The organism is Streptomyces spinosisporus, assembly GCF_022698145.1.
In the GTDB taxonomy this organism is placed as follows: Bacteria; Actinomycetota; Actinomycetes; order Streptomycetales; family Streptomycetaceae; genus Streptomyces; species Streptomyces spinosisporus.
Genome location: NZ_JALDAX010000006.1, coordinates 136,932 through 154,029, shown reverse-complemented (window position 1 = coordinate 154,029; position 17,098 = coordinate 136,932). Strand labels below are relative to the sequence as shown.

Here is a 17,098-nt window from a genome sequence, read left to right as displayed (position 1 = left end):
CGATCCGCATGGAGATCGAGCTCGTGGGCGGTGCCGCCGACGGTGTCCGCACGACCGTCGGCGGCGACCCGGCCGCACCCTGCCCGTACGTCCTCGTCGCGGAGCACCTGCCGCTGCGCACCGAGGACGCCGGGCCGACGAGCGTGGAGGCACTGCTCGCCTCGTTCCGGGTCGTCCGCTACGACCGCGACAACAGGCCCCGTACGGGCGGCGGTTCGCGACGGATCTACCGCAGGGACGCCAGGTCGCGCTGATACCACGTGCCCGGCTTGCCGCCCAGGTCGGACGGCTCGGCCGGGCCGACCGGCACGAATCCGGCCTTGACGAGCACCCTTCGGGACGCGGTGTTGGTGAGGGCGCTCCCCGCCCTGAGGGTGTGCAGGCCGTGGCGTTCGGCCGCCAGCCGGCACACCTCGCGGACGGTTTCGGTCGCCAATCCGCGACCGGCGACGTGCTGCGCGACCCGGTAGCCGAGATCGGCGGATCCGTCTTTCAGGTCGTACAGGTTGAAGCGGCCCAGAATCGAGCCGTCCTCGTCGACGAGTACGTAGAAGACGCACGCGCCGGACTCCTGCTCGGCCAGCAGAGCGCTGAACCCGTCGGCGAACCGGTCGAAGTACGCGTCGCCGCGGTCGGTGACCGAAGCGGCGAAGTAGGCGCGATTGGCCAGCTCGAAGGCGAGGACCGCAGGCGCGTGGCCCGCATTCAGCTGCGTCAGCTCAGGCATCGCCCCACCGTAGACGGTGATCCGGTGGGTGTGCCGCAGCGGGGCGGTCGTCAGTAGGCCAGCCTGATGGACACGTCGATCGAGCCGGAGTGCGGGACCTTCAGAATGTGCATGCGTCGGGTCCCGCCCAGATAGGTGACCGAGGCGGCCGCGAGGGTGGCCGGGTGGGGTGTGCCCCAGCGGATGTGTACGACGCCCGGGCCGCGGTGCAGGTCGACGCCGGTCGCGGTGGCGGAGGCCGAGCCGCCCCAGGGCACGGTGGTGCCGTCGGAGAAGACGACCCGGTCGGACTCCTTGAGGATCAGCGGCATGGTCTCCGTCGCGGACGAGCCGGCCCGCACCGACCGCTCCACCAGGCCGTTGCCGACTCTCACATCGGTGACGACCGACCCGGTCGGGGTGGAGAAGCGGAAGGCGTAGGGCTTGCCGCCGAAGAACTCGCCGGTCTGCGGGCCGTCGGAGTCCGGCTGCTGACCGGGCAGCACGGTGGACCACACGCCGTAGTCGTTGTTGTTCAGGGACTGGACGATCGTGCCCGCTACCGGGTGCCAGAGGAAGGCAAGTCCCGTGCGGGCGAGGGTGGTCGGCCTGGCGCCGAGGTAGGCGCCGAGATAGACGTTGGGGCGGCGGACGTAGAGGAAGTCCTGGCCGTGGTCGGTGCGGTGCTCGGTGAAGTTCTTCGAGGCGATGTACGGCACGGCGGCGACGGCCGCGCTCTTCGCCCGCCTGGTCGGGTAGCGCTCGCCGTAGATCGCGTGGCTGAGGATGCGCGGGGAGGTGTCCTGCTTGACCAGGCCCGGCACGGGCGAGGTGTCCGCGGCCCAGGCGGCGCGGGCGGCGGCCATGTCCTCGCGTGCGGACAGGAACGCTCCCAGGGCCGGTACCGCGGGGACGAACTGGGCGTCGAGCGCTGTGCGTTCCGGGTCGGGGCGGGTGTCGGCGTAGGCGAGGGTGCTGGTCCGGGTGGACGGTGCGATGTTGCTGAACCAGCCGGAGCCGTCGGGCTCGCGGAGCAGGTTGTAGCCGAGCCAGTCCGTGTACTTCTCCGCCATCGTCACCAGGCCGTCGTTGCCCGACTGGCGCCAGGCGTCGGCCAGTTCGGGCAGCATCACCTCGAAGTTGTAGTTCATGTCCATGCCGCCCTTCTCGTAGAAGAAGCCGGCCGGACTCTGCCCGGTGTCCGCAAGACGCGCGAAGGCGCTGGTCAGTTGGGCGCTCAGGTGCGCGTCGGGGTTGGTCCGCAGCGCCAGCGCCGATCCGGCGAGTCCCGCGGTGACCTGGTTCGCGAAGTGGATCGGGGTCTGCCACACACCGTCGTTGGACGGGTCGAGAAGCCAGGTCATCGCGGCGTGCAGGGCCTGGGCGATCTGGGTGCGCCGGGTCGGCAGCAGGTTCGCCCGCTTGAGCAGGACATGGGTCTTGCTGAGGTAGCCGAGTGCGAAGCCGGTGGCGGGCAGGGAGTGTTCGCCGGCGCTGTACTCCGACCACGAGCCGTCGGAGTGCTGGAGGCCCAGATAGTGGCCGAGCGCCGCGTCCAGGCCCGCCAGCAGGGCGGGGTCTCCCGCATACGGGTTCCAGGAGCGGGCGTTGGTGAGGAACCAGGCCAGCGTGTAGACGTGCTCCTGCACCCGGGCGTTGTACGGCGCCGACGGCGTACGCCACCATCCGCCGCCCATGAAGCCGAAGGTCGAGGAGTCGCTGCCCTCGATGTCGTTGACCATCGGGGCGAGGCTCACGAGGTAGGAGGCGAAGCGCTGTTCCTCGGGGACGAAGTCACCCCGGTGGGGTGCGCCCGCGGGCAGGGGCGTCAGGTTCGGGAGGCTGCCGGTGGCCAGGGCGCGGGGTGCGGGCAGCGCCATGGCGAGGCCCGTGGCTCCGGCGGCGGTGAGCAGGGCGCGGCGCGACAGGGAGGTTCCGTACTTCACGAGGCGGCTCCTGGGCGATGTGTGCGTCAACGGTGAGTCGAGGCAACGGAGATGACCGTCGACGGTGCGTGACCGGACGGAGCATGTCGTCGACTGATCGGCCACATTCGCCTCATCCGGAGCCGTCGTCAAGCTGCTAATGCGAATTACTACAGGGATTTGTTGCGCCGGTCGAACCTCTTGACGGGCCCGCGCCGCGCGCTCTACGGTCCGTTCACCTGATGAGCAATGCGTATTAGCACCGTCGATGAAGGGCGATCACTCATGAGCCAGGCTCCCGGAAGGCTCACACAGCGTGACATCGCCCGGCTTGCGGGCGTCAGCCAGACAACGGTCTCGCTGGTGCTCAACAACCGGGGGGACGCCGGTGCGCGGATCGCCCCCGAGACCCGGGACCGGGTCCTGCAGGTGATCCGGGAGACCGGGTACGCGGCGGATCCGCTGGCCCGCCGGATGCTCAAGCAGCTCAACCAGATCCTCGGCGTGTTCACCTACGAACCGGTCTTCCCCAGCACCAGCGCCGACTTCTACCACCCCTTCCTGCGCGGCATCGAGGAGAGTGCGGAGCGCAGCGGCTGCGATCTGCTGCTGTTCACCTCGGCGCCCGTGCGCGACGGGCAGCGGCGGATCTTCCACGAGAACAACCGGCTGCGGGTCGCGGACGGCTGTGTCCTGCTGGGACGCGAGATCCCGTCGACGGAACTCAGCAGGCTGGTCGCGGAGGACTACCCGTTCGTCTGCGTGGGCCGCCGCGACGACGCCGACGGCCGGCCGGTGCCGTACGTGGGCGCCGACTATGTGAACGCCACGGCCCAACTCGTCGATCGCGCCCGCGCGTTGGGCCATCGGCGCTTCGCCTTCGTGGGACCGGGCACGGGGGCGGAGTCCTCCGCGGACCGACTGACGGGCTTCCGCCGGGCGGCCGGGGCCAGGGCGCCGTTCCTCTCCGGCGACACACCGGACGCGGCCGAGCGGCTGGCCCGGGTCCTGGAGGCGGGCGTCACCGCGGTGTTCGCGGAGGTGGAGGCCGAAGCGGTGGCCCTCGCGCAGGCCGCGGCGGCCCACGGCCTGTCCATCCCGGGCGACCTGTCGATGGTCACCCTGGGCGATCCGACCATCCCGGTCCATTCCTCCCTGGACTTCACCGGATTCCACATCCCCCGGCCGCAGATGGGGCAGCAGGCGGTGGAGCTGCTGGTCGACGTCCTGCACGGACAGACGTCCGTCACCCAGCGGCTGCTCGACTGCGAGCTCACCCAGGGGGAGACCCTCGGCCCGCCGGCCCACTGACGCGCCTGTCACCACAACGCCTTCTCCAGCAACACCCCTTTCAACAACGGCCCTTCGAGCAACGCCCCTTTCAGCGACACCCCTTTCAGCGACACCCCTTTCAGCAAGGAGACCCATGCACGCGGACGTCCTCGTCGTCGGTGGCGGCACCGGTGGTGTCGCGGCAGCGCTCGGTGCGCTGCGCGCCGGCCGGAGTGTGATCCTCACGGAGGAGTACGACTGGCTGGGCGGTCAGCTCACCAGCCAGGCCGTGCCGCCGGACGAGCACACCTGGATCGAGCAGTTCGGCGCCACCGCCTCCTATCGGGCGCTGCGCGACGGCATCCGCGACTACTACCGGCGCCACTACCCGCTGACCGCACAGGCCCGCGCCCGCCGTGAGCTCAACCCCGGTGCGGGCTGGGTGAGCCGGCTCTGCCACGAACCGCGCGTGGGCGTCGCCGTCATCGACGCGATGCTCGCCCCCCACCGCGGCAGCGGCCGGCTCACCGTCCTGCAGCCCTACCGCCCCGTGACCGCGGACACGGACGGCGACCGGGTGACCGCCGTGACCCTCGCCCACCGTGACAGCGGCGAGCGGATCACCGCGACCGCCGCCTATGTGCTCGACGCCACCGAGACCGGCGAGCTGCTGCCGCTGACCGGGACCGAGTACGTCACCGGCTTCGAGGCGCAGAGCGACACCGGCGAGCCCTCCGCCCCGGAGACCGCCCAGCCGCTGAACATGCAGGCCGTCTCCTACTGCTTCGCCCTCGACCACGTCGACGGCGACCACACCATCGACCGCCCCGCCTCCTACGACTTCTGGCGCTCCTACCGGCCCTCCTTCTGGGGCGCCCCGCTGCTGTCCTGGTCCGCCCCGCACCCGCGCACCCTGGAAGTCGTCGAACGCGGCTTCACCCCGAACCCCGGCGACGACCCCGCCGAGGTCGTCGCCGACCAGCGGGTCAGCGGCGGCGACATGAACCTGTGGACCTTCCGGCGCATCGCCGCCCGCGACAACTTCGTCCCCGGCGCGTACGCGAGCGACATCACCCTCGTCAACTGGCCGATGATCGACTACTGGGAGGGTCCGGTCATCGACGTCCCCGACGCCCGGGCACATCTGGCCGCCGCGAAGGAGCTGTCGTACTCCCTCCTGTACTGGATGCAGACCGAGGCCCCGCGCGCCGACGGCGGCACCGGCTTCCCCGGGCTGCGGCTGCGCGGTGACATCACCGGGGGAGCGGACGGCCTCGCCCAGGCGCCCTACATCCGCGAGTCCCGCCGCATCCGCGCCGAGTACACCGTCGTCGAGCAGGACCTGTCCCTCGATGTGCGCGGCGGCAAGGGAGCCGTGAACTACCCGGACTCGGTCGGCATCGGCATGTACCGCATCGACCTGCACCCCTCCACCGGCGGCGACACCTACATCGACGTCCCCTCCAGCCCGTTCGAGATACCGCTCGGCGCGCTGATACCGACCCGCATGGAGAACCTGCTGCCCGCCGGCAAGAACCTCGGCACCACCCACATCACCAACGGCTGCTACCGGCTGCACCCCGTCGAGTGGAACATCGGCGAGGTCGCCGGACTGCTCGCGGCCCACTGCGTCGAGCACCACCTCACCCCCCGCGCCGTACGCAACACCCCTGACCGGCTCGAGACGTTCCAGCATCTGCTCCGCGCCCACGGCGTCGAACTGCGCTGGCCCGACATCAGTGGCTACTGACCAGGAGAGACACCCGCATGAACACCCAACGACAGCAGCGCACAAGGAAGTTCGCCGCCCTGGCAGCCACCGGACTTCTCGCCCTGACCGCCTGCGGCGGCGGTGACGGCAGCGGTTCCGACGACGGGCCCGTCAACCTGCGGATGACGGTCTGGTCGGGCGCCCCGGAACACCTCAAGCTCCTCAACGGCATCGCCGACGCGTACCGCAAGACGCACCCCGAGGTGAAGTCGATCAAGTTCGACGTCCTCCCGGTGGAGAACTACACCGAGACCCTCACCACCCAGATGGCGGGCGGCAAGGCCCCCGACCTGGCGTGGATCTTCGAGAACTCCGCCGCCGACTTCGTCTCCTCGGGCGCTTTGAAGGAGGTCAAGGACGATCCCGACGTGCTGCCCGCCGCCAAGAAGATCTGGCAGCAGGACGGCAAGCTCTACGCCTACCCCTTCTCCACCTCGCCCTTCGGCGTCTTCGTCAACCTGGACATGCTGAAGAAGGCCGGACAGCCGGCCCCCGCCGAGCTGATCAAGCAGGGCAAGTGGAACTGGGACGAGGTCGACACGATCGGTGCCGCCGTCCACGCCAAGACCGGCAAGACGGGCATGGTGATCCGCGACTTCGACTACAAGGCGTGGGACAACCTCGCCACCTACTGGGACGGTTGGGGCGCCCAGGCCTGGTCCGCCGACGGAAAGACCTGCGGCTTCGACAAGCCGCAGATGGTCGCCGCGATGACCAGCCTGCACAAGGCGATCTTCGACGACGAGGCGATGCTCGCGCCGGGCACGACCGCCGACTTCTTCGCCGGTGAGTCCGCCATGACCGTCACCCAGATGAGCCGGGCCTCCCTCCTCACCGACAAGTTCAAGTGGGACTTCGTCCCGCTGCCCGAAGGGCCCGAGGGCAAGTACGCCGTGATCGGCCAGGCCGGGATCGCGGTGCTCGCCAAGAGCAAACACGCCGACGCCGCGGCCGGCTTCCAGGCGTATCTGACCAACAAGGAGAACTCCGCGAAGCTCGGTGCCTACTTCCCGCAGGCCCGCTCCTCCCAGCTGAACGCCGCCACGCTCGCCAAGAGCAATGCCAAGCTCAGCGAGAAGCAACTCGACGACGTCGTCGTCGACGGCATCAAGAACGGCAAGGTCAAGCCCGTCCACATCGGCCAGGCCGAGATCTACGCCTCCGTACGCTCCGGTCTCGACGCGCTGTGGAAGCCGAACGCCGACGTACAGAAGGTCCTGACGGGAGTCTGCAACTCCATCAAGCCGCAGCTGGAGCAGTGACGGCGCGATGAAGACCCTCGACCGACCCCGCTCCACCGCCACCACCGGTCCGCCGCGAGAAGGCACCCGGGCAGGAAAGCCGTTCTGGACCTCCCGGCGCCGGGACCAGCTGGCCGGCTACCTGTTCATCGCCCCGCAACTGCTCGGCACCGTCGTCTTCGTGCTGATCCCGCTCGGCCTGGTGGTCTGGTACAGCTTCCACGAGTGGAACGTCCTGGCCGGCACCTTCCACTCGGTGGGCACGGACAACTACCGCAAACTGCTCGACGATCCGAAGCTGCCGGGCGTGCTGCGGGCCACCGCCTACTTCTCCGTCGGCCTGGTGGTCCTCAACCTCTCGCTCGCGCTGGCCCTGGCCGTGCTCCTCAACCAGAAGCTGCGCGGCAGCGTCGTCTTCCGCACCCTGTTCTTCTCACCGGTCGTCGTCTCGCTCGTCGCCTGGACCATCGTGTGGGGCTTCCTGCTGCAGAAGAACGGCGGCATCAACGCCGGCCTCGACCTGATCGGCATCAAGGGCCCCAACTGGCTGCGCAGCGAGGGCACGTCGATGCTGTCGGCCATCGTCGTGCAGTGCTTCAAGAACGTCGGCCTGAACATGGTGCTGTTCCTGGCCGCCCTCCAGGGGGTGCCGCGCGAGCTGTACGAGGCGGCGACCGTCGACGGCGCCGGGCGGTGGCGGCAGTTCTGGCGGATCACGGTGCCGCTGATCAGCCCCACGATCCTGCTCACCTCGATCATCACGGTCGTCGGCTCGCTCCAGGTCTTCGCGCAGATCGCCGTCCTCACCCAGGGCGGCCCGTCCGGCTCCACCACCGTGCTCGTCTACTACCTCTACCAACAGGCGTTCACCTTCCACCACTTCGGCTACGGCGCGACGCTCTCGGTCCTGCTCTTCCTGATCGTGCTCGTCCTGACCGTCATCCAGTGGCAGATGCGCAAGAAGTGGGTGTTCCATGAGTCGTAGGCTGTCCACCCGCGCCAAACTGCTGCTCTACGGCGTCCTGCTGGTGCTGTGCGTGCCCTTCGTCTTCCCCACCTGGTGGATGGCGACATCGTCGCTGAAGCCGGCCGGCGACATCTTCGCCTTCCCGCCGAAACTGTTCCCGGACAACCCCCAACTCGACGCGTACCGCAAGGTGTTCGAGCTCCAGCCGTTCGGCCAGCAGTACTTCAACAGCATGTACATCGCCGTCGTGGTGACCCTGGGGACGCTCGCGGTCTCGTCGCTGGCCGGATACGGATTCGCCCGCATCCGCTTCCCCGGGCAGAACATCCTGTTCCTCGTGGTCCTCACCGGGCTGCTGATCCCCAGCGAGGTCACCATCGTCCCGCTGTTCCAGATGTTCCACGACTGGGGGATGATCGACACCCACTGGCCGCTGATCCTGGTGCCGGTCCTCGGCGCACCGAGCGTGCTTGCGACGTTCATCATGCGGCAGTTCTTCATCGCGCTGCCCCACGAACTGGAGGAGGCCGCCCGGATGGACGGCCTGGGCCGCTTCGCCATCTACTGGCGCATCGCCCTGCCGCTGGCGCGTCCCGCGCTCTCCGCGGTCGCCATCTTCACCTTCCTGCACAGCTGGAACCTCTATCTGGAGCCCATTGTCTATCTCTCCACGCCGGACATGTTCACCCTCCCGCAGGCTCTCACCCAGTACGTCGACGCCTACGGAGGACCCATGTGGAACGTCCAGCTGGCCGCCGCCTCCCTGACCGCGCTGCCGGTGGTCGCGGTGTTCGTCTTCGCCCAGCGGCAGTTCGTGGAGGGACTCGCGCACACGGGGCTGAAGTGACACGTACCAAAAAGGGCCGGGTCGGGCCGGGCCCGGGCACCGGCGCCCCGATACGGGTGAGCAGCCGTACAACCAATGGTGTCCTTCGGGTGTCCAGTACATGTCCTGCGTACTGGTACTGCTGAGGAGATCGTTGTGCGTCCACTGCTGCGTGGCTTGACGAGGTTCGTGGCGGCAGGGGTGATCGGGGTGGGCGTGCCCGCCTTGGCGGCACCGGCGGCACACGCCGACGACGCCGAACCGGACCTGGTGGTCTCGGCGTTGCCCACCGCCACGCCGAAGCCCGGGGAGACCTACGACCAGCCCGTCACGGTCACCAACAACGGAACCGCGGCCGCGAGCGACGTCACCTTCCGCGTCCGTCTCACCCGCGGCCTCGACTTCACGGCACCCGAAAAGGGCTGCGCGTACACCGTCGTGGCCGACCAGGTGAGACAGGCGCTGTGCAAGCTGGACCAGGTGATCGAGCCGGGCGCCTCCGTCACCACCCACGTACGCTTCACCGCCTCGTCCAAGGGGCTGCTGGAGGTCGTGGAGTACGGAACCGGTCGCACCGGACAGCCTCCTGCCTCGGAGGGGTTCGACGACAGCTACCGCCGCCTGGCACTGACCGTGGACAACACCGCCGACCTGGCCGCCGTCGGCGACAAGGCGAAGGCCGAGCGGGGCGACCTGGTGAAGGTCACGGCCACGCTGCGCAACGACGGCCCGGGATGGATCCACAACCAGGAGAGCGACGACCAGCCGGGCCTGATGGTACGGATCCCCAAGGGCACGAAGGCCGTCCAAGTACCGCAGGAATGCGCGCCGTTCGGGATCGACGGACCGTCCGGTCCCTCCGAGCCCGGCCACCCGGTGTACGTGTGCTGGCACAACGACAACCTGCTGGAGGTCGGCCAGTCGCTCAGCTACCGCTTCGTGCTGAAGGTGACCTCGGCGTCGGGGGAGACGCGAGGCGAGGTGAAGGCCACCTCCGTGTACGACATCCATCCCGCGTTCGACAAGAACCCGGCGAACGACAAGGCGTCGCTCACCATCGACGTTCCCGACGACAACGGATCGACATCCGGGGGCACTTCCGGCGGCTCCGGCCACGGTGACTCCGGCACGGGCGGCCACGGCAACGACCCGCACGGCCAGTCGGCGGGAGGTTCGAGCAGCGGCGGGGAACAGGGGTCGGCCTCCGGCAGCGGCGGCAGCAGCACGGGCGACACCGTCACCACGGCTGCGCACGGGAGCCTGGCCGGCACGGGCGCCGACCCGTCGGTGCTCATGGCAGGTGCCGGAGCGGTTGTCCTGGTCACCGGGGGAGCGGCGGCACTGCTGGTGAGGCGTCGGTCCGCAGCGGCCACGCGCTGATACGGGACAGGCGACGTACAGCGTCCCGTCGATACGTGTTTGGCGTCGACGCAAGCGGCAACGCGAAGTCCATGAATCAGTCGAACAGCGGCACGAATCAAGAATCCGAAGCCACGCGGAGCGCTTCCGCCAAGGCCCGAAAGGCCACGGAAAAGGCGACCGCTCCCGCGTCGAAGTCGGCGGACAAGGCCGCCGAGAAGACCAGTGAGGCCACGTCAGCAGCCGTGGACACGGCGGGGCGTACGGCCGAGAAGACCACCGCGGTCGCGCAGAGCGCGGCCGAGCGAGTCCAGGCCGGTCGCCAGGCCGTCGTCGCCGCCTCCGGACAGGCGGTGGCCCTCGCCAAGACCACCTGGACGCTGATCGCCAACCGCAAGGCCCTCGTCGCCGGCGTGGGCGCGGGCGTGTCGGCGCTGGGCGCCACGTCCTACCTGGCGGGCCGACGGGCGGGGCGCCGCACGCTCGGTCCGATCACCCGTATGACCGGCGGCCGGATCTGAGGCGCGAGGCGGGCCCCGCCGACCGCGGCGGGGCCGCCGGCGCACCGGCGGCTTCGGTCGCTTCGACGCGCGGTCCGGCGCGTCGCCTCGCATGCCCGCCCCGGCGATGGGTACCACTGCACCCGTACCAGGGGTGTCGCGGAAGCGGCCGAAGAGCGAGGAGTGTCGCCAGTGATCCGTAAGCTGCAGGCGGTCGCGCTGGACTGTGCCGACCCGGTCCGGCTCGCCGAGTTCTACGCGGAACTGCTCGGCGGCCGGGTGGTCGCGGACCCGGACGACACCGACTGGATCGAGGTGCACGGGTTCGAGGGAATCCCACTGGCCTGCCAGCGCGTGGACGGCTACCGGCCGCCCGAGTGGCCCGGCCAGGAGCGCCCGCAGCAGCTCCATCTGGACTTCGACGTGGACGACCTCGACGGTGAGGAGAAGCGGGCGCTCGCCCTCGGCGCGACAGTGCTGGAGCGCACCGACCAGCTGCGCCCCGAGGCCAACTGGCGGGTCTACGCGGACCCGGCAGGACACCCCTTCTGCCTCTGCTTCCACTGAGGCCTCCACTGAGCCCCCACCTATTTCGTTTGCCGCGGGCCACCGCGGTCGGATAGGAAGCCTGCATGCTCAGGGGAAGCAGAGTCGGGCTGAGGGCCCGGCACGAGGACGACATCCCGATCCTGCGGGCCGAACTCTACGACGACGTGGTCAACTCGTCGCGGGCCGAAGGCGGGCCGTGGCGGCCGATCACGCCCGGCTCCAAGGACCCGCGCCTCGTCGTGGACGAGCCGAAGGAGGGGACCGTCCCGTTCTCCGTGGTGGAGCTGGACGGCGGCACGCTCATCGGCACCGCCACGCTGTGGGGCATCGACACCCACAACCGGTGCGCGCACATCGGACTGGGACTGCTGCCGTCCGCCCGCGGCAAGGGCTACGGCACCGACGTCGTCGCGACGCTGTGCCACTACGGCTTCGTCGTGCGCAGCCTGCACCGGCTGCAGATCGAGACGCTGGCGGACAACACCGCGATGCTGCGCTCCGCCGAGCGCAACGGCTTCGTCCGGGAGGGCGTCCTGCGCTCCTCGGCCTGGGTGATGGGCGAGTTCCTGGACGAGGTGCTGCTCGGGCTCCTCGTCGAGGACTGGAAGCCGGACGCCAAGGGCTGACCCATCTCCACCTGGACCTCCACCCATGGGTCCAGGTGCGAGAGGCGCCGCGTCAGCACGATTGAGGCATGACCACGACCGACTGGATCACCGACATCGCCCTCGTCCTCGTCGTCTTCCGGCAGCTGCGGGAAGACCGGCTGAGCCTCACGTCCTACCTCATCCCGCTGGGGATCGTGGCCTTCGTGGCCTCGCACTACCTGCACAGCGTGCCCACCGCGGGCAACGACCTGGTGCTGATCGGCACCCTGGTCGCCGCGGGGGCGGCGCTCGGCATCGCCGGCGGCATCTTCACCAGGATCCGCGCGGCAGGGGAGCACCTGCTGATCAAGGCGGGCGCCGCCTCCGCCCTCCTGTGGGTGCTGGGCATGGGCGCGCGCATGGTCTTCCAGGTGTGGGTCGATCACGGCGGCGCCGACGACGTGGCCCGCTTCAGCGTCACCCACCACATCACCACCGGCGACGCCTGGGTGGCCGCGTTCGTCCTCATGGCGCTCACCGAGGTGGTCACCCGCCTCGCGACGATCTTCATCCGGAGCCGGATGGTCGTCCGCGAGCAGCGGATACCGACGGCACCGCGGCCCGGGGCAGTGCTCGACCGCACCGCCTGACCATGGGCTATGGTCGCGACGTGTCCGCATCCGAGAGTGTCGCCGCCCACGGGCCGGCCCCGGACAAGGGGTCCGGCCCGAGGGCCGCGCTCCGCCAGGACCCGCGCACCCACGCGGCCATCACCCTGGCGGTGATCGCCATCGGCTTCGCGACCGTCCGTCCGCTGGGCGTGGAGGGCCGCGGCCTGGCCGTGCTCGCGCTGCTCGTGGTCAACTCCGTCGCCCTGATGGCCCGGCACCTGTCCGACTCCAGGCTCCCGCCCCGCGTCGACGTGGTCTGGCTGACCGCCGGCATCGTGGCCGCCGCCGCCCTCGTCGGAGTCAGCCGCAGTGGCTCCAGCTACATCTTCGCGTACTTCCTGACCGGTCACGTCGGCTACCGCCTGCCCCTCAAGCAGGCCCTGTCGCTCGCGGCCCTGTCCAGCCTGCTGTGCGGCGCCGTCGTGTACTTCCACCTCGGTCCCGGACATGAACAGGTGACCTGGGTGGTCGGCCTCACCACCGGCGTCCCGGTCGTGGCGGGCATGCTCAGCCGCAGCCGACAGCGGGCGGTGGAGGCGATGATCGAGTCCGCGGAGTCCGCCGAGCGCGCCGCCCGTGCGGAGGCGCAGGCCGCCGTGCTCACCGAGCGCAGCCGTATCGCCCGGGACGTCCACGACGTGCTGGCGCACTCGCTGGCTGGGATCAACATGCAGCTCGAACTGGCCGACGCCCTGATCGACACCGGAGACCTGGACAAGGTCCGCGAGGCCAACAACAAGGCGCACGGCATGGTCAGGGAGAGCCTGAAGCAGGCCCAATGGACCGTGCACGCGCTGCGCGAGGACGCACTGCCGCTGCTGGAGAGCCTGACGGCGATGATCGAGTCCTCCGGTCACCGCGACGTCCTCACCGTCACGGGCACCGCACGTGACCTTCCCGCACAGGTCACCCAGAACCTGCTGCGGATCTGCCAGGAAGCGCTGACCAACGCGGCCCGGCACGCTCCGGGGGGCGACGTCCGCGTGGAGCTGACGTACGACCCCAGGTCCACGACCCTGAGGGTCCGCAACGGCCCCGCGACCCGCGAGGTGACCGCGGGCGTCGGCAGCGGCATGGGACTGATAGGAATGCGCGAACGGGCCGCCCTGCTGGGCGGCACCATCACCGCCGGACCGGTCACCGAGGGACCGGACGCCGGCGGCTGGCAGGTGGAGGCAGTGATCCCGGGATGAGCGAACCGACCGAGAACCCGCAGCGGTTGACGGTGGTCGTCGCCGACGACCAGGCCGCCGTCCGTGAGCCGCTGGCCGCGGTGCTCGCCATGTCCGAGGACATCGAGGTCGTCGCCGCGGCGGCGGACGGCGCCGAGGTCCTGGCCGCTGTGGCCGCCGCTGCGGTGGACGTCGTCCTGATGGATCTGCGCATGCCCGTGATGGACGGTATCGAGGCGACGCGCCGGCTGAGCGAGGAGCATCCGGAGACCGCCGTGGTGGTGCTCACCACGTTCGCCGACGACGACTCGATCCTGGCCGCCCTGAGCGCGGGCGCCCGCGGCTATCTGACGAAGAACGCGGGGCGCCAGGACATCATCCGCGCGATCCGGGCCGCCGCCGCGGGCCAGTCCGTCCTCGACCGCGAGGTCCAGGACCGCCTCCTGGCCACCGTCCGCACCCGCCCACAGACCCCCGAACAGTCGCTGCCCGCGGACCTGACCCCGCGCGAGCGCGAGGTGCTCACCCTCATCGGCCAGGGACTGCCGAACCGCGCCATCGCCCAGCAGCTCTTCATCAGCGAGGCCACGGTCAAGACCCACATCAACAACCTCTTCGCCAAGGCCGACATCCGCGACCGCGCCGACGCCGTCCGCCGCGCCTTGGCGGCGGGCCTCGCCTGACGCTGCTGACTGCCTCGTATTCATCGGAGGTATCAAGGTTCGCTCGGCCTCTTGAAAACATTAATTAGTAGTTTTAGTGTGCTCCCGCCTCGCGTCGCTCCACAGACAGCAGCTCATAGCAGCTCTTCAAGGCCGGAGGATCACGCACATGACCAAACGCCCGTCAGCCCGCACGCCCTCAGCCAGTCGTCGGACCTTTCTCGCGGCGAGCGCCGGCTCCTTCGCCGCGCTGGGTGGCCTTCCGGCCTTCACCGCCGCCGCAGCCGAGCCCGAACGCCCCCTCGCCTCGCCCCTGGTGACCGAGAAGACGGCCCTACGGCTCTGGTACGACACGCCGGCCGACCAGTCCGCGATGATTCAGCAGGCGCTTCCCGTGGGCAACGGACGACTCGGCGCGCTGGTCGCCGGCGATCCGGGGCGCGACGCGCTCTACGTCACCGACAGCACCCTGTGGACCGGCGGACTCAACGACGTACTCGACGCGGATGGTCAATTCCCGTACGAGCGCGTCGAGTTCGGCTCCCTGACGCAACTCGCACACCTGCGCCTCGACATCCCCGACCACGACCTCGCGTCGGTGTCGGCGTACCGGAGAACCCTCGACCTGAGCAACGGCCTCGTCAGCACCGCCTACACGCATCGGGGAGCCACCTACCGGCGTGAGGTCTTCGCCAGCCACCCCGACGACGTCGTCGTGGTCCGGCTCTCCCAGGCCGGTGGCGGCTCGTACACCGGCACCCTCACTTTGGAAGGCACTCACGGCGAGTCGGTGACCACATCCAAGGCGGATGCCGTCGTGTCGTTCACTGCCTCGCTCTCCAACGACCTTCGCTACGGCGCAGCCCTGACGGCCGTGAGCAGCAGCGGTCGCGTGACGGTGACCGACCAGGGACTGGCCTTCGACGACTGCGCAGAACTCACCATCGTGTTCGGCGGGGGCACCAACTACGCGCCGAACGCCGCCCGCGGGTACCGCAACACCGCCCTCGACCCCCGGCGGCTCGCCCGGCAGAAGGTCCTCGCCGCCGCTCGACATGCGTACGAGACGCTGCGCGACACCCATGTGCACGACTATCGCTCCCTGTTCGACACCATGACCGTCTCGCTGGGGCGGTCGAGCAGTCACCAGCGGAGCCTGGACACCTGGAGCCGTCTCGAGGCGCGCGCCCAGGAGGGTGCGGCACCGGATCCCGAACTGGACGTCCTCTACCTGCAGTTCGGCCGCTATCTCATGATCAGCGGTTCACGGGACAGTGTGCCGATGGGCCTGCAGGGCCCCTGGCTGGACGGCAACGACCCGGACTGGATGGGGGATTACCACACCGACATCAACATCCAGATGAACTACTGGATGCCCGACCGCACCGGCCTGTCCCGCTGCTTCGATCCGCTGACCGACTACTGCCTGGCCCAGCTGCCCTCCTGGACCGAGACCACCCGCAGACTCTTCAACGACCCCCGCAACAGGTTCCGCAACACCAGCGGCAAGGTCGGCGGCTGGGCGGTCGCCTTCTCGACCAACATCCACGGCGGCTCCGGCTGGTGGTGGCATCCCGCGGCCAACGCCTGGCTCGGCAACACCCTCTTCGAGCACTACGAGTACACCCAGGACCGGCGCATGCTGGCCCGTATCTACCCCCTGCTCAAGGGCGCCTGCGAGTTCTGGGAGGCCCGGCTCCTGTCGATGACGGTCACGGACTCCGCAACCGGCGAGCAACGCGAAGTGCTCGTCGACGACAGGGACTGGTCGCCGGAACACGGACCCCAGGACGCCCGGGGCAACACGTATGCGCAGGAACTGGTCCACGCCCTCTTCGGCAACTTCGTCACGGCCGGCGAGATCCTCGGCCGGGACGCCGGCTACCGCAAGACGGTCGCCGGGCTCCGTGAGCGGCTCTACCTCCCGCAGATCAGCCCCACCACGGGCTGGCTGGAGGAGTGGATGTCGCCGGACAACCTCGGCGAGACCACCCACCGTCATCTCTCCCCGCTCATCGGCCTGTTCCCCGGCGACCGCATCCGCCCCGACGCGTCCGCGCCCGAACTGCTGGACGCCGCCCGCAGCCTGCTCACCGCGCGCGGCATGAACAGCTACGGATGGGCCAACGCCTGGCGGGCCCTGTGCTGGGCACGGCTGAAGGACGGGGAGAAGGCGTACCAGCTCGTCACCACCAACCTGCGCCCCTCGACGAGCAACTCCAACGGCACCGCGCCCAATCTCTTCGACATCTACCAGGTCGACGAGAACCGCAGCATCTTCCAGATCGACGCCAACTTCGGCACCCCCGCCGCCATCGCGGAGATGCTGCTCCACTCCCGCCCCGGTCACATCGAGCTGCTTCCCGCCCTGCCCGTCGCATGGGCGAAAAAGGGCTCCGTGCGGGGCCTTTCGGCCCGGGGCGGCTTCACGGTCGACTTCGCCTGGAACGAGGGCCGGGTCACCCGCGCCACGGTTCACAGTGTCGGAGGGCACCAGACGTGGTTCACCGCTCCCGGCGTCGCCAGGCGCCTTCAGGTCAAGCCCGGTTCATCGGTCACTTTGCAGAACCTTTGAGCCTCGTCCCGTCACTGTGCGTCAGTCCAACTGCCCGACACGGCACGGCAGATGAACCTGCCGGAAACGTCCATGCCGCCGGAGTCGGGCAGGTGGAGGGCACGTACGAGACCGTCGTGCGCGCCCCGCGGCCCGACCTGCCAACGCCATAGACGCCCCCGTGGTTGCTCACAGTGAACTTCCTGATCAGAAAGTTCCGTTGACCTCGTTGACACACAACAGGCACGCGCGTTCACTCGACTCTCGTGCATGGCAACGTTGTCAGGCCGGTCGAGAGACCGATGTCGTTGCCTGTCGCCGGCGTGCGCCCGTATC

At 69.7% G+C, this 17,098-nt stretch carries 16 protein-coding genes; 14 read left to right on the top strand and 2 right to left on the bottom strand.

All coding sequences use genetic code 11. The features are described 5' to 3' along the window. The first annotated feature begins 8 nt into the window (after nt 1–8). A complete protein-coding gene (locus tag MQN93_RS18110; RefSeq protein ID WP_242710293.1) occupies nt 9–254 on the top strand; it encodes a hypothetical protein in 246 nt (81 codons plus the stop codon). Here MQN93_RS18110 and MQN93_RS18105 read toward each other — a convergent pair. Continuing rightward, complete coding sequence (locus MQN93_RS18105) at nt 227–727, bottom strand: GNAT family N-acetyltransferase (RefSeq protein WP_242710292.1); 501 nt, start codon at nt 725–727, stop codon at nt 227–229. The genes MQN93_RS18110 and MQN93_RS18105 overlap by 28 nt on opposite strands. 50 nt (nt 728–777) lie before the next feature. Next, complete coding sequence (locus MQN93_RS18100) at nt 778–2,652, bottom strand: hypothetical protein (protein ID WP_242710291.1); 1,875 nt, start codon at nt 2,650–2,652, stop codon at nt 778–780. A 264-nt stretch (nt 2,653–2,916) separates the two neighbouring features. Between MQN93_RS18100 and MQN93_RS18095 the strand changes: the two genes are divergently transcribed. The 13 genes from MQN93_RS18095 to MQN93_RS18035 all read left to right on the top strand — a co-directional run bounded on the left by MQN93_RS18095 (nt 2,917) and on the right by MQN93_RS18035 (nt 16,783). After that, the gene (locus tag MQN93_RS18095) at nt 2,917–3,942 is read left to right on the top strand and encodes a LacI family DNA-binding transcriptional regulator (protein WP_242710290.1); all 1,026 of its coding nucleotides are present in this window, start codon (nt 2,917–2,919) and stop codon (nt 3,940–3,942) included. Between the two features lie 115 nt (nt 3,943–4,057). Beyond that, nucleotides 4,058–5,653 (top strand): FAD-dependent oxidoreductase, encoded by a 1,596-nt coding sequence (locus MQN93_RS18090; RefSeq protein WP_242710289.1) that lies wholly within the window; start codon nt 4,058–4,060, stop codon nt 5,651–5,653. A gap of 17 nt (nt 5,654–5,670) precedes the next feature. Continuing rightward, nucleotides 5,671–6,936, top strand: a complete 1,266-nt coding sequence (locus MQN93_RS18085; protein ID WP_242710288.1) for an ABC transporter substrate-binding protein — start codon at nt 5,671–5,673, stop codon at nt 6,934–6,936. Nucleotides 6,937–6,943: 7 nt separating this feature from the next. Continuing rightward, entirely contained in the window at nt 6,944–7,900 is a 957-nt protein-coding gene (locus tag MQN93_RS18080; RefSeq protein ID WP_242710287.1) for a carbohydrate ABC transporter permease, read from the top strand. Then, nucleotides 7,890–8,729, top strand: a complete 840-nt coding sequence (locus MQN93_RS18075) for a carbohydrate ABC transporter permease (protein ID WP_242710286.1) — start codon at nt 7,890–7,892, stop codon at nt 8,727–8,729. Before MQN93_RS18080 ends, MQN93_RS18075 begins: the two co-directional genes overlap by 11 nt. Nucleotides 8,730–8,885: 156 nt before the next feature. Beyond that, nucleotides 8,886–10,088, top strand: coding sequence for a COG1361 family protein (locus MQN93_RS18070; protein ID WP_242710285.1), 1,203 nt, complete (start codon nt 8,886–8,888; stop codon nt 10,086–10,088). A gap of 71 nt (nt 10,089–10,159) precedes the next feature. Continuing rightward, nucleotides 10,160–10,588 carry a hypothetical protein gene (locus MQN93_RS18065; RefSeq protein WP_037779886.1) on the top strand — a complete coding sequence of 143 codons (429 nt, stop codon included), beginning with the start codon at nt 10,160–10,162 and terminating at the stop codon, nt 10,586–10,588. A gap of 171 nt (nt 10,589–10,759) precedes the next feature. Continuing rightward, the gene (locus MQN93_RS18060; RefSeq protein WP_016430362.1) at nt 10,760–11,134 is read left to right on the top strand and encodes a VOC family protein; all 375 of its coding nucleotides are present in this window, start codon (nt 10,760–10,762) and stop codon (nt 11,132–11,134) included. A 65-nt stretch (nt 11,135–11,199) separates the two neighbouring features. After that, a complete protein-coding gene (locus MQN93_RS18055) occupies nt 11,200–11,742 on the top strand; it encodes a GNAT family N-acetyltransferase (RefSeq protein ID WP_016430361.1) in 543 nt (180 codons plus the stop codon). A 68-nt stretch (nt 11,743–11,810) separates the two neighbouring features. Beyond that, nucleotides 11,811–12,353 carry a hypothetical protein gene (locus MQN93_RS18050; protein WP_242710284.1) on the top strand — a complete coding sequence of 181 codons (543 nt, stop codon included), beginning with the start codon at nt 11,811–11,813 and terminating at the stop codon, nt 12,351–12,353. Nucleotides 12,354–12,355: 2 nt separating this feature from the next. Further along, complete coding sequence (locus MQN93_RS18045) at nt 12,356–13,567, top strand: sensor histidine kinase (RefSeq protein WP_242710283.1); 1,212 nt, start codon at nt 12,356–12,358, stop codon at nt 13,565–13,567. Continuing rightward, nucleotides 13,564–14,229, top strand: coding sequence for a response regulator (locus tag MQN93_RS18040; RefSeq protein WP_242710282.1), 666 nt, complete (start codon nt 13,564–13,566; stop codon nt 14,227–14,229). Before MQN93_RS18045 ends, MQN93_RS18040 begins: the two co-directional genes overlap by 4 nt. Before the next feature lie 148 nt (nt 14,230–14,377). Then, complete coding sequence (locus MQN93_RS18035) at nt 14,378–16,783, top strand: glycoside hydrolase family 95 protein (RefSeq protein WP_242710281.1); 2,406 nt, start codon at nt 14,378–14,380, stop codon at nt 16,781–16,783. Nucleotides 16,784–17,098: the final 315 nt, after the last annotated feature.

Coding starts and splice junctions, on each gene's coding strand:
- MQN93_RS18110 (WP_242710293.1), top strand. CDS start 9: ATGGAGATCGAGCTCGTGGGCGGTGCCGCCGACGGTGTCCGCACGACC.
- MQN93_RS18105 (WP_242710292.1), bottom strand. CDS start 727: ATGCCTGAGCTGACGCAGCTGAATGCGGGCCACGCGCCTGCGGTCCTC.
- MQN93_RS18095 (WP_242710290.1), top strand. CDS start 2,917: ATGAGCCAGGCTCCCGGAAGGCTCACACAGCGTGACATCGCCCGGCTT.
- MQN93_RS18090 (WP_242710289.1), top strand. CDS start 4,058: ATGCACGCGGACGTCCTCGTCGTCGGTGGCGGCACCGGTGGTGTCGCG.
- MQN93_RS18085 (WP_242710288.1), top strand. CDS start 5,671: ATGAACACCCAACGACAGCAGCGCACAAGGAAGTTCGCCGCCCTGGCA.
- MQN93_RS18080 (WP_242710287.1), top strand. CDS start 6,944: ATGAAGACCCTCGACCGACCCCGCTCCACCGCCACCACCGGTCCGCCG.
- MQN93_RS18075 (WP_242710286.1), top strand. CDS start 7,890: ATGAGTCGTAGGCTGTCCACCCGCGCCAAACTGCTGCTCTACGGCGTC.
- MQN93_RS18065 (WP_037779886.1), top strand. CDS start 10,160: ATGAATCAGTCGAACAGCGGCACGAATCAAGAATCCGAAGCCACGCGG.
- MQN93_RS18055 (WP_016430361.1), top strand. CDS start 11,200: ATGCTCAGGGGAAGCAGAGTCGGGCTGAGGGCCCGGCACGAGGACGAC.
- MQN93_RS18050 (WP_242710284.1), top strand. CDS start 11,811: ATGACCACGACCGACTGGATCACCGACATCGCCCTCGTCCTCGTCGTC.
- MQN93_RS18045 (WP_242710283.1), top strand. CDS start 12,356: ATGGGCTATGGTCGCGACGTGTCCGCATCCGAGAGTGTCGCCGCCCAC.
- MQN93_RS18040 (WP_242710282.1), top strand. CDS start 13,564: ATGAGCGAACCGACCGAGAACCCGCAGCGGTTGACGGTGGTCGTCGCC.
- MQN93_RS18035 (WP_242710281.1), top strand. CDS start 14,378: ATGACCAAACGCCCGTCAGCCCGCACGCCCTCAGCCAGTCGTCGGACC.